Annotated in this window: 12 protein-coding genes; 4 read left to right on the top strand and 8 right to left on the bottom strand. The window is 69.0% G+C overall.

All coding sequences use genetic code 11. The features are described 5' to 3' along the window. The first annotated feature begins 218 nt into the window (after window positions 1–218). Window positions 219–1,634: a purine-cytosine permease family protein gene (locus tag D3226_RS00170; protein ID WP_202380436.1), complete on the top strand. Its 1,416-nt coding sequence runs from the start codon at window positions 219–221 to the stop codon at window positions 1,632–1,634. A 147-nt stretch (window positions 1,635–1,781) separates the two neighbouring features. Further along, a complete protein-coding gene (locus tag D3226_RS00165) occupies window positions 1,782–2,363 on the top strand; it encodes an HdeD family acid-resistance protein (protein ID WP_202380435.1) in 582 nt (193 codons plus the stop codon). An 87-nt stretch (window positions 2,364–2,450) separates the two neighbouring features. On the opposite strand, the gene D3226_RS00160 is transcribed toward D3226_RS00165, so the two are convergent. Genes D3226_RS00160 through D3226_RS00145 form a run of 4 tightly spaced genes read right to left on the bottom strand, consistent with a single transcriptional unit; the run spans window position 2,451 to window position 4,985 of the window. Further along, a complete protein-coding gene (locus tag D3226_RS00160; protein WP_202380434.1) occupies window positions 2,451–2,909 on the bottom strand; it encodes an SseB family protein in 459 nt (152 codons plus the stop codon). Between the two features lie 10 nt (window positions 2,910–2,919). Then, a complete protein-coding gene (locus D3226_RS00155; RefSeq protein ID WP_202380433.1) occupies window positions 2,920–3,555 on the bottom strand; it encodes a CbiQ family ECF transporter T component in 636 nt (211 codons plus the stop codon). After that, a complete protein-coding gene (locus D3226_RS00150) occupies window positions 3,552–4,277 on the bottom strand; it encodes an ATP-binding cassette domain-containing protein (protein ID WP_202380432.1) in 726 nt (241 codons plus the stop codon). The genes D3226_RS00155 and D3226_RS00150 overlap by 4 nt, the downstream gene beginning before the upstream one ends. Window positions 4,278–4,286: 9 nt before the next feature. Then, window positions 4,287–4,985, bottom strand: coding sequence for a biotin transporter BioY (locus tag D3226_RS00145; RefSeq protein ID WP_202380431.1), 699 nt, complete (start codon window positions 4,983–4,985; stop codon window positions 4,287–4,289). A gap of 89 nt (window positions 4,986–5,074) precedes the next feature. Between D3226_RS00145 and D3226_RS00140 the strand changes: the two genes are divergently transcribed. Continuing rightward, entirely contained in the window at window positions 5,075–5,704 is a 630-nt protein-coding gene (locus tag D3226_RS00140) for a TetR/AcrR family transcriptional regulator (protein WP_202380430.1), read from the top strand. 32 nt (window positions 5,705–5,736) lie between these two features. Here the strand turns inward: D3226_RS00140 and D3226_RS00135 are convergent, their stop codons facing one another. Next, window positions 5,737–7,266: an SDR family NAD(P)-dependent oxidoreductase gene (locus tag D3226_RS00135; RefSeq protein ID WP_202380429.1), complete on the bottom strand. Its 1,530-nt coding sequence runs from the start codon at window positions 7,264–7,266 to the stop codon at window positions 5,737–5,739. A 171-nt stretch (window positions 7,267–7,437) separates the two neighbouring features. On the opposite strand from D3226_RS00135, the gene D3226_RS00130 reads away from it, so the two are divergent. Beyond that, the gene (locus D3226_RS00130; protein WP_202380428.1) at window positions 7,438–7,635 is read left to right on the top strand and encodes a hypothetical protein; all 198 of its coding nucleotides are present in this window, start codon (window positions 7,438–7,440) and stop codon (window positions 7,633–7,635) included. Window positions 7,636–7,786: 151 nt separating this feature from the next. Here the strand turns inward: D3226_RS00130 and nucS are convergent, their stop codons facing one another. From nucS to D3226_RS00115, 3 genes are all read right to left on the bottom strand, one after another. Next, window positions 7,787–8,479 (bottom strand): endonuclease NucS, encoded by a 693-nt coding sequence (nucS, locus tag D3226_RS00125; RefSeq protein WP_202380427.1) that lies wholly within the window; start codon window positions 8,477–8,479, stop codon window positions 7,787–7,789. Window positions 8,480–8,554: 75 nt separating this feature from the next. Next, window positions 8,555–9,865 carry an MFS transporter gene (locus D3226_RS00120; RefSeq protein WP_202380426.1) on the bottom strand — a complete coding sequence of 437 codons (1,311 nt, stop codon included), beginning with the start codon at window positions 9,863–9,865 and terminating at the stop codon, window positions 8,555–8,557. A 77-nt stretch (window positions 9,866–9,942) separates the two neighbouring features. Next, the gene (locus tag D3226_RS00115) at window positions 9,943–11,307 is read right to left on the bottom strand and encodes an MATE family efflux transporter (protein ID WP_202380425.1); all 1,365 of its coding nucleotides are present in this window, start codon (window positions 11,305–11,307) and stop codon (window positions 9,943–9,945) included. Window positions 11,308–11,383: the final 76 nt, after the last annotated feature.

The raw sequence follows: 11,383 nt of genomic DNA, 5'->3' as shown, positions 1-11,383 counted from the left end.
CGGATTGACTCCTCGCAGGCTCGCCGCCTGCGATGCTCTACTCTCCGGCTCCCGCTTCTCCCGCGCAGCGTCGCGCGGGCCGCGCGGAGCCGCTCTCGCCGCGGTACACACCCGGCGTTCCTGAGCCGTGCCCGCGCGCAGCAGCGCCGCTGCGTGGCTGACGCGCCAAGGCAGCTGCCCTGCGCCCGCGGCCGGCACCCCACCTGGAGGACACCCTCATGCTCAATCTCACCGGATCCAACACCGACGTGGAGGCGACCGATGCGCTCGCCCGCGAAGGTGACGACGCTGACCAGATGTCGCGCGGCTCGCTCGCCATGGCCTGGTACGGCGTCGCGAGCGCCTTCTTCTTCGTCTACATCGGCGCCGCGATGGCAATGGCGTACGGCGTTGTCGACGCGCTCATCGGCGTCGCGCTCTCCATAGTCGTCTACGGACTCATCAACGCGGTGCTCTCGCGCTATGCGCTGAACAACCGCACCACGGTCGCCGCGTTCTCGCGCACCATTCTCGGCAACGCGGGATCCGCGATCGCGATGGTCATCTTCGCGTTGATCGCGATCTACTACGCCGTCTTCGAGGGCTCGCTCGTCGCGTACGCGCTCATGACGGCCTTCGGCGGTGAGATGTGGCTGTGGAGCCTCATTGTGGTTGCCGCGACCACGCCGCTCATCATTGGCGGCGTGCGCCGCTTCCTCGACAAGATCAATGGCATCCTGCTGCCGATCTATTTCTTCGGCCTCATCGCCGCGGTGATCTGGGCCGGGGTGCAGTACGGCTTCGGCGGTGGGGCCGAGGCCCCCATGTCGGTCGACCTGCCGCTCGCCGCGGGCGGCCCGGGATGGCTTGCGACCTTCTCCGGGTACATGGGCGTGTGGATCCTCATGATGTACACGATGGATTACGCAGCGCTCGGCAAGCGCCGCGACACCAAGTTCCACCAGGCCTTCACCTTTGGCATGCCGTTCTACCTCGTGGCATTCGGCTTCTCCGCTGTGGTCGGGATTACGCTCGCGGTCACGATCCCGGGCGTCGAGGCGTCTGAAACCGGAATCGTGGGCGGCGTCGTGAGCATGATGGGTGGCTTCGGGCTGCTCGTGGTGATCGCCACGCAGACGCGCATCAACACGGCGAACTACTACCTCGGCGCCGCGAACCTCCGCGCCTTCGGCGAGAAGGTGTTCCGCATCTCGGTGCCCAACATCGTGTGGGTGCTCATCTCCTCGACGATCATCTACCTGCTCATGCTGCTCCCCGTGGTGCAGTACATCCTCGTTGCGCTTGCGTGGCAGGGCGTGCTCGTCACCGCGTGGGTGGCGATCGCGCTCACGCATGTGCTGCTCGCCCGCGGAAAGCACCAGGAGCACTCGGCAATCGCAGACCAGCACTACCGCGCGTTCAACACGAACGGGCTCGTGTCTTGGACGATCGCGACGCTGATCGGCCTCGGGATGCTGCAACTGGGTGGCCTGGATCCCGCGCTCGCCGGTGTGGGGGCCACCTGGGGGCCGATCCTCACCGCCGTTGCGGCGGCCGTGAGCTACGCGATCCTGTGGCGGGCGCACCCCACGAGCCGCACCGGCCTGATCCCGGTGCTCGGGGTCGCCGCGGAGCGCGAGACCCACGCCGCGTAGCCCGGCTGCACGGAGAGTTTCCGGCCCCGCACCGTGTCACAGCCTCTGGCTTTCGCGGCGCGGGGCCTGGCGCTCGGTACTCAGATGCGGTACAGATGAATCACAGCCACTTCCTGGAATGGGTGGCCCCAGCGTGAGGAGCGTCCAATGACTGACACCACCACTCCGACCGAGCCAACGCTCGAGGCCCGCTTCACCGACGGTGTGCGCACCGCCTTCGGTGTGGGCGGTCTCATCGCACTGGTGCTCGGCCTGCTCATCATCTTCAACCCGGCGAAGTCGGGCGCGGTCGCCATGCAGGTGCTCGCGGTCATCATGGCCGCCTACGCCCTCGTGGTCGGCGTCGTCTACCTCGGCTCGTCGATCTTCAGCCGCACGCTCGGCGGCTGGGCACGCGTGGGGCACATCCTGCTCGGCCTGCTGTACATCGCCGGCGGCATCATCATGATGCTGAACATCGGTAGCGCCGCAGTGGTGCTCGCGCTGTTCCTCTCGATCACGGTCGGCATTCTCTGGCTCTTTGAAGGCGTCATGGCGTTCACCGTCGCGAGCAAGAGCGACAGCAAGATCTGGACCATCATCTACGGCGTCATCAGCGTGATCGCCGGCATCACCCTCATGGTCTCGCCCATGCTCGGCGCGGTCACCCTGTGGCTGCTGCTCGGCATCTCGATGATCGTCATGGGCATCGTCCAGGTGATCCGCGCGTTCACGGTCAAGTCGGTCTAAGCTCCGCAGCACGACACACGGCGGCCCGCTCCCTCTCGGAGCGGGCCGCCGTGTGTGTTCGTACGGGGCGCGGGATCCGCGCGGAGACTACCGCATCGCCTCCAGCGACTCCGCGGTGATGGGCTCCTCGCCCGCGGCGAGCGACACATACTTGCGCAGCATCACGAGCGCGGCCGAAGCCTTATCGAACTCGGCCGCAGCGAAGCGGTCCGACGAGATCAGGGCGAGTGCCTCGCGGGCCGGAATCACCGCGCCCTGCAGCTCCTCCCGCCGGCTCGCCGGCACAACCGCGCGCAGCTCCTCCATCGACGTGAAGAGCGGCAGCACGAGCTGGCCCGTGGTTGAGCGGATGGTGCGCAGGCGCGGCCCGCGCTTCTTCGTCTGCGTGCCCGAGACATCCACCACGAGGTAGCCCTCGCGGAGCGCGTTCAAGAAGGCGGCGAGGTGTACATAGTCGGGTGTCGCCTGCAGCGACTGCAGGGCAGCCCGCGCCTCCTCGTTCACGTAGTCCGCGTGCACGTCCTCAGGGATTTCCGCCTCAGCCATGCGAACTAGCCTACGCGCTGCGGGGGTCCGAATCGTCGTCGCCGATCCCACGCGCGATGAGCGCATCGCCCGTGAGCTGCGCGTGCGCGACCGAGCGCAGCACGAACGGCACGAGCCGCGCTCGGGGGCTCCGCTCGAGGCCGCGCGCGCGGGCGGCGGCCCGGGTCTCGCCCGCAAGCTCGATGATGCTCGGAATTGCGCGGATCACGAGCGAGAAGGCGAAGGCCACGCGTTCCGGGTGCACGCCGAGGGGGCGCAGGGGCTGCAGCGCCCAGGTCAGGGTGTCGAGCATGTCGTCGATTGCCGTGCTCGCAGTCACCGCGCTCGCCGCAAGAATCATCGCGAAGAGATCGCCGACCACTTCGATGCCGCGCTCCCAACCCTGCTGCCAGGCCTGGAATGCAAAGAGTGGGATCGCGATGAGTGCGAAGCCACGCGCCACCCGCCAGAAGTCGCGACCGCGCAGCCCGGCGAGCACAGCAAGGAGCACCGCGGCGCCCAGCAGGATCGCGGTGCTCGGCGCGCCCTGAAGCACGACGACGAGCGTGGCGAAGACGAACAGGCCGAGCAGCTTCGCGCCCGGGCGGAGCCGATGAAGCGGGCCCGTGCCGGGCTTGTATGCGCCGAGCGGGTTGACGGTGCTCACGCGGTGGGCTCCGCGGGCGAGGTTGCCGCCAGCGCGCGGTAGTGCGCGATGGCGCTCGCGGGGGCGCCGTCGAAGACCACACGTCCGTCCGCCACGACGAGGGTGCGATCGGCACGCGCCGCGAGCTCAAGATCGTGGGTCACCACGACGAGCTGCTGCGGCAGGCCCACGAGGAGGTCACCGATCCGAGTCGCGTTGCGCAGGTCGAGCAGCGTGGTGGGCTCATCGGCGACAACGATTGCGGGCTCGGTGGCAAGTACCGCGGCGATGGCGAGCAATTGCTTCTGCCCGCCCGAAAGCGTGTGCACGCTGCGGTCGGCGAGGGCGGTCAGGCCGAAGCGGTCGAGCACAGCCAGGGCGGCCTCGCGCCGCTCTGCCTTGGCGCGAATCCTGCGCCGCAGCGACAGCGCAACGTCTTCAATCACGGTGGGCATGATGAGCTGCGCGGCCGGGTCCGTGAAGACGAAGCCGACGGCGCGGCGCACCGCTGCGCCGTTCGCGCGGGTGTCGAGTGGTTCGCTGTCTGCGACGGTGAGGCGCACCGCGCCCGCGCTCGGCTCCACGAGGCCGTTGATGAGCCGCGCGAGGGTGGACTTGCCCGAGCCGTTCGCGCCGATGATCGAGACGCGCGGCTCGGTGAGCGTCAGCGAAGTGGGGTGCAGCACCGTCGTTTCGCCCTCGGGGGTGGGGACGACGACGGCTGCTGCTTGAAACTCGATCACCCGGCGATCCTACGCGCTGCGCTCGGCTGCCGTCGCTGGATCCGCCGCGGGCTCAATAGGGGCCGCGGTCACGGCGGTGGACCGTGCGCGCCGCGCGCGCTGGGGAAGCAGCGTGGGGAATGCGCGGTGCACGGCGGTGGCGACGATGCCCATGAGGATGTTCTTCACGAGGTCGCCGGGCCAGAACGGCAGGTCGGCAAGGAACGCCTGGCCGAGCGTAAGATCCGCGCGCCAGGCCATCCCAAGGATGCCGAGCGGGTGGATGAAGATGAAGCTCGCCGCGAGACCGGAGAGCACGATGAGCGGGATGCTCGCGGCGATGCGACGGCGGGGCAGTCGCTCAACGAAGAAGCCGGTGGCGAACGCCGCGAACGGGAACGCCACGAGGTAGCCCACCGTGGGGCCTGCGAACGGGGCGAGCCCTGCTGAGCCGCCCGCGTATACCGGCAGGCCGATGGCGCCGACCGCGAGGTACAGCAGGGTCGCAAGGAACCCGCGGCGCGCACCGAGCACGGCGCCCGAGAGCATCACACCGAAGGTCTGCAGGGTGATCGGCACGGCGCCGCCGATGTTGATCGCGGGGAGCAGCGCGCACGCGGCGATGAGCGCGGCGAACGTTGCGATGAGCGCGAGGTCGGTCGCGGGATTGCGGCGTCGCGCGCCGGCGTTTGCGGCTGCGCGTGAGGATTCCGGGGGCGTGGTGGTCATGCGTTTCCTTCTGCTTCCGGCGGCCCGCGTGCGGCCCACCTGAACACTGTTCTGGTGAATGGTGTTCAGGTTAGCGTTAGGCTGAGCAAATGCGCAACTCACTCGCCGACGTCGTCGCCGCGGCGCTGCGGGTGCTCGACGCGCAGGGCCTCGAAAACTGCTCCATGCGTCGGGTCGCGGCGGAGCTCGAGGTGCAGCCGAGCGCGCTGTACCACCACGTGCCGAACAAGCAGAGCCTGCTCGCGCTCATGGCCGACGAGATCGTGCGTGGGGTCGGTGTCGCACAGGCGCGCGCCGGAGCCACGACGCCCGAAGCCGCAGCCGCGGCCGCGCGTCAGCTCTGCGTGGAACTGCGCGCCGCCATGCTTGCCGTCCGCGACGGCGCCGACGTGGTCGCAACGGCCGCCGCGTTTCGACTCGGCCGCTCGCGCGTCGAGGAGCGGCTCGCGGGTCTCGTGGGCGGCGACGGGGCGCGTACGCTGCTGCTCTTCACCTTCGGCCACGCACAGTCCACGCAGACACACCGCCAGGCGGCCGCGCTCGGCGCGCTCGTGGATCCTGATCTCGCGGATCCCGAGCTGGGGAATGAAGAGCTGAGCGATGCCGAGCGGTCAGTGCCCGGCACCGAGGCCGGTCTTGATCTCGACGCGTCGTTCGGTCGCGGCCTCGACCTCATTCTTGCCGGCCTCGCACAGCTGCCGGATCCGCGCGCGCACTAGCGCACGAGCTCCCGCAGTCGCGAGCTGGCCCGTTACCAGGGGCTTGGCTCGTAGTCCTTCAAGAAGCACCCGAAGAGGTCCTCGCCTGCCTCGCCGCGCACGATGGGGTCGTACACACGCGCCGCCCCATCCACGAGATCGAGCGGGGCGTGGAAACCCTCCTCGGCGAGCCGCACCTTGGTGAAGTGCGGGCGCTCGTCGGTGATCCAGCCCGTGTCGACCGCGGTCATGAGGATGCCATCGGTCTCGAGCATCTCGCCTGCGCTCGTGCGCGTGAGCATGTTGAGCGCGGCCTTCGCCATGTTCGTGTGCGGGTGGCCGGGGCCCTTGTAGCGGCGCGAGAACTGTCCCTCCATCGCCGACACATTCACTACGTAGGTGCGGCGCGCGGGCGACGACGCCATCGCGGCGCGGAGGCGACTGATCAGGATAAACGGTGCGGTTGCGTTGCACAGCTGCACCTCAAGCATCTCGAGCGGATCGACGTCCTGCACGTTCTGCACCCAGCTGTTCACGCGCGTCACGTCGGGCACGAGGCCCCCGGCGTCGATCGCGGTCCCGTCTGCGTGCTTCTCGAGCGACGACGACCCCGGGGCCATCGCGAGCTCGGTCAGCTCGCTCGCGGAGCGGTGCTGGGCGAGGCCCGCCGCGATCGTGCCTGTGAGGGCGGAGGGGAGTGCCGTGTTGATCGACAGCGCGCCGGCAGCGTCTACGGTCGACTGGATCGCCTTCGGGTGCAGCTCGGTCGGGTGCCCGAACACCTCCATCTCCGGCAGGGCGCCCGCGGGCAGGGGCTGCGCTTCCGCGTCGGCGAGCAGCGAGTATGATCCCGGCGAGCGGCGCACGGTCTGCGCGGCGTTGTTGATGAGGATGTCGAGCGGGCCGCGGGCGGCAACCGAATCGGCGAGCGCGATCACCTGCGAGGGATCCCGGAGGTCAATTCCCACGATGTGGAGTCGGTCGATCCACTCTGCGGAGTCGGGCAGGGATGCGAAGCGCCGCGCGGCATCCTTCGGGAAGCGCGTGGTGATCGTCGTGTGCGCGCCGTCGCGGAGGAGGCGCAGTGCGATGTGCATGCCGATCTTTGCGCGGCCGCCCGTGAGGAGGGCGCGCTTTCCGGTGAGATCGGTGCGGGCATCGCGCTTGCCGTGGCTGAACGAAGCGCACTCCGGGCACAGCTGGTGGTAAAAAGCGTCGACCCGCGTGTACGGCTGCTTGCAGATGTAGCAGTTGCGGGGCTTGATGAGCTCGCCTGCCGAGGCCGCGGTGGTGCTCGAGGAGAGCGGCAGGCCGCGCGTCTCGTCGTCAATGCGGTCGGAGGCACCGGTCGCGGTTGCGGCGATTACGGCGCGATCTGCCGCGGCCACGGTCTCGCGCTTGGTGCGGCGGCGCTCGCGCTTCTGCGCCTTGAACATCGACGAGGTCGCCTGGCGCAGTGCCGCGTGGTCGGGGTGGTCCGGGTCGAGCGTGTGTGCCTGGGCGAGCACGCGGAGCGCGATCTCGAGTTCGGCCGGATCAACGGAGCCGCCGGGCAGCGCCGGGCCAGTCGGTGTATCGGTCATTGGGTCGATTTTACGCGACGAATCTGGGCGGGATCGCACGGCCCCTGCGCGCGGGCCCCCGCGTCAAAATACACGGGCGACCTCCACGCGCGTTCAGCGGATGTTGCAGTTTTTTTCAGTTCGGCTCGCAAGACTGGAGCTCCACCAACCGGCAACGAATGGGGGCACACCATGGGATTCCTTGATGACGCAAAGGCCAACGCTGAGGCGGCGGCCCAGAAGGTCGGCAAGGTCGTCGAAGACGGCATTGACAAGGCCAAGGACAAGATCGACGAGTTTCAGGCCGAGGCCGAGGTGAAAAAGGCCGAGGCTGAGCGCGACGCAGTGAAGGCGCGCAACGAGGCGAAGGACGAGATGCGGGATCACTAGCCCCGCACGCGGCCCTCGCCGCACACACCCCTCACCCCACCACTCCCCACGGAGAGATCACGTTTCGTGAAGGAACCGTCAGGTTCCCCACCGAGATCGCTGACTTCTCCGTGGGGAGTGTCCTGTTTCCCGGGGAAAAGTGGGGGTTCGCCTAGAAGAGGGTGTTCTTGTCTTCCATGCCGCGCATCGCGTCGTAGTCGAGCAGCAGGCAGCGAATGCCGCGGTCCTCGGCGAGCGTGCGCGCCTGCGGCTTGATCTCCTGCGCGGCGAAGATGCCCTGCACCGGGGCGAGCTTCGGGTCGCGGTTCATGAGCTCAAGGTAGCGGGTCAGCTGCTCGACGCCGTCAATGCCACCACGGCGCTTGATCTCAATCGCCACGGAGCCGCCTTCGGCATCCTTCGCGAGGATGTCGACCGGGCCGATGGCGGTCATGTACTCGCGACGAACGAGCGTGTGGCCCTCGCCAGCGAGCTCGATTTGCTCGGCCAAGAGCTCCTGCAGGTGGGCCTCCACGCCGTCCTTGATAAGACCGGGATCAACCCCGAGGTCGTACGCCGAGTCGTGAATGATCTCGAACAGCGAGACGATGAGCTTGTCAGCGGTCTTCTTGTGCGTGACCTGCCACTGCTCGACGATTCCCGTCTCGCGGTGGTCGTCCTCGAGCTCGAGGGTTTCGAGCGAGCACGGCGGGCTCATCCAGTTCAGGGGCTTGTAGGAGCCGCCATCTGAATGAACGAGGATGCTGCCATCGTTTTTCAGCATGAGGACACGCTTCGCCCGGGGGAGGTGGGCCGAGAGGCGGCCGGCATAGTCGACAGAGCAGTCAGCAACAACGATTCGCACCCGCCGTAGTTTACCCGGTGCGGCCTTTGTCTGACGTGCGTCCCGATCCCGTCGACGTTTCGCCCGCGGAACGCGCTACGCGGGGGCGCCGGGGGCTGCGCCAGGCGCAGGCTTCGCGGCGGGCTCCGGTTCGCGCGCGGTGCCGGCGAACACGAGCGCAAACACGGCGAACGCGACGAGCGGCCAGAACGCCTGCAACAGCCCGAAGTGCTCGCCGAGGAAGCCGATCAGCATCGGGCCGAGCAGATACGCGGTGTAGGCGATCGCCGAGACCGCGGCCACGTCGCGCACCGCCGTGCGGGGGTTGTCGGCCGCAGCAGAGATCCCCACAGGGAAGCCGAAGGCGCAGCCGATGCCCCAGAGCACGGCGCCCACCACGCTGGCCCAGCTCGCAGGCACGAGGATCGTGACGATAACGCCCACGATCACGAAGAGCGCGCCGCCGCGCAGCACCAGCACGCGCCCGAATCGGCCGAGCAACCAGGAACCGGCAACGCGCGTGAGCGTCATCGACACGAAGAACGCGCCGAGCGTGAGCGCCGCCGTCTCGTTCGCGAAGCCGCGTCCGTCAGTGAGCGCGAGCGGCAACCAATCGCTCGCGGTGCCCTCTGCGAGGCTCATGCTCATTGCAATGCCACCAATGATCAGGATCCGGGGGTCACGCCACGGGCTGTACGGCCGCTTCTGTGCGGCGCGTGCGGCCTGCGCGGCTGCGGCAGCGGCCTGATCGGCGGCCGTGACCGTGGGGATCGGGCCGGTGTGCACGCTCGCGTGGGGCTCCACGTCGGAGGCCTGCGCGGTGTTCGGCACGACGCGCAGCGCGAGCAGCACCCCGAGCACGAGCAGCGCGAAGAGTGTCGTGAGATGCACGGGCACCGGGATTCGCAGCGACTCCGCGAGTGCGCCTAAACCCATCGAGCTCACGCTGCCGAGGCTGTACGCGGCGTGGAAGAGGGGCATGCGGGGCTTGCCGAGTTCACGTTCGGCCGCGGCGCCACTCACGTTCATCGCGACGTCGGAGGTGGCAAACATGATGCCGAAGAGCGCGAGGCAGGCCGCGGCCGGCACCGGCGCGCCGACCCAGAACAGCGCGGCGGCCGCGGGCATGGCGATCGCCTGGCCGACGATCCCGACCGCGAGTGTGCGCTGGGGCCCGAGCCAGGTGACGGTGCGCCCGGAGAAGATCAACCCGGTGAGGGATCCGAGTGCGAGCGTCAGCCCGAACACGCTCATTTCGAGCGTGGATGCCCCCAGATGGTCTCGCACGGCCGGGAGCCGGCTCAGCCAGCTGCCGAACCCCATTCCGAGCAGGGCAAACACGACGAGGACACCAACCGTCCAGCGGTGGGCTGCGCGGGCGCGAAGCGCGGCGTTCGGTGAGGTCATCAGAAGATTCTAGGGCCCCGATGTGTCCGGGAGAAGACACTGGGTATTCGGGAGAGGGCACTGGGTATGCGGGGCAGCTAGACCCCGAGGCGCACCCACGAATCGCTGCGTGCACGGATCCCGAGCGTGACTGCGCGGGCCAGCATGAAGACGACCGTAAACCCGGCCGTGAGCGCCACGAGCGCGGGGGTGCCGCTCGGCACCGCGCGCGTGAGGGCCCACAGGATCGGCAGGTACACCGCGAGGTTCACGAGGCTCGTCCAGGCGAGATAGCGGGCATCGCCGGCACCCATCAGAATGCCGTCGAGAACAAAGACGAGACCCCCGAGGGGGAGCGAGATGCCCAGCACGAAGAGGGCGGGCGGCAGGATGCCGAGCACGGCCTCGTCACTCGTGAAGACGCGGCCGAGCAGCGGACTCGAGAGCGCGAGCACGAGCCCGATCGCGGCGCCGCTCGCCACGCCCCAAAACACCGTACGGCGGGTGATGAGCCGTGCGCGCGCCGCATCCCGCGCACCGAGCGCGTCGCCGACCAGCGCCTGCGCGGCGATGGCGAGTGCGTCGAGGGCAAACGCCGCGGTTGAGAAGATCGTGAAGACGATCTGGTAGCCAGCGGTCGCCGCTGTGCCGTGACTCGTTGCGGCGAACACTGTGGCGAGGAGCGCGGCGCGGAGGCCGAGCGTGCGGATGAACAGCCACCCGCCGGTGCGGCCGGCGTGACCGAGCCCATCGCGTCGCGGCAGGAAACCGGCGCCGGCGCGCACCGCGTGCCGCACGATGACCGCGAGGTACACGAGCACCATGCCCCACTGCGCGAGCACCGTGCCCCAGGCGCTGCCGGCAATGCCCCACCCGAGCCCGTAGATAAACCACCAGTTCAGCAGCGCATTCACGGCGAAGCCGATGGTCGCGACCGCGAGCGGTGTGCGCGTGTCCTGCAGCCCGCGCAGCAGCCCGCTCGCCGCGAAGACCACGAGCATCGCGGGGATGCCGAGACACGACACCGAGAGGAAGATGCGGGCTTGCTCGGCGGTCTCCGCGTCGACGCCGAACAGCCCGACGAGCTGCCCACTGATCAGCCACATGAGCGTTCCCACGATGGCGCCGATCGCGAGCGCGAGCCAGAGCCCGTCGATGCCCGCCTGCACCGCGCCTCGGAGATCGCCCGCCCCGCGCCGCCGCGCGACGAGCGGCGTGGTCGAGTACGCGAGGAACACCATGAGCCCCACCGCGGTCTGCAGGATTGCGCTCGCCACCGCGAGTCCCGCCAGCGCGGACATGCCGAGGTGCCCTACGAGCGCGGAGTCCACGAGTAGGAAGAGCGGCTCTGCAACGAGCGCACCGAGCGCCGGGATCGCGAGGCCCGCGATGCGGCGGTCAATCTGGCGCCGAGCCGTACGAGCGGGCAGGGCGAGATCGGGCGCAGCGGAATCGGAGGGCATGAGAGTACGGTACCCGCCGCGGGCGGCCGTGTGTTCGCTGACAGCCGCGATCCCGATCCGATCTTCGAGGGACGTG

This window comes from Leucobacter chromiireducens subsp. chromiireducens (genome assembly GCF_016758255.1).
Classification (GTDB): Bacteria; Actinomycetota; Actinomycetes; order Actinomycetales; family Microbacteriaceae; genus Leucobacter; species Leucobacter chromiireducens.
This window is presented reverse-complemented; position numbering and strand designations above follow the sequence as displayed.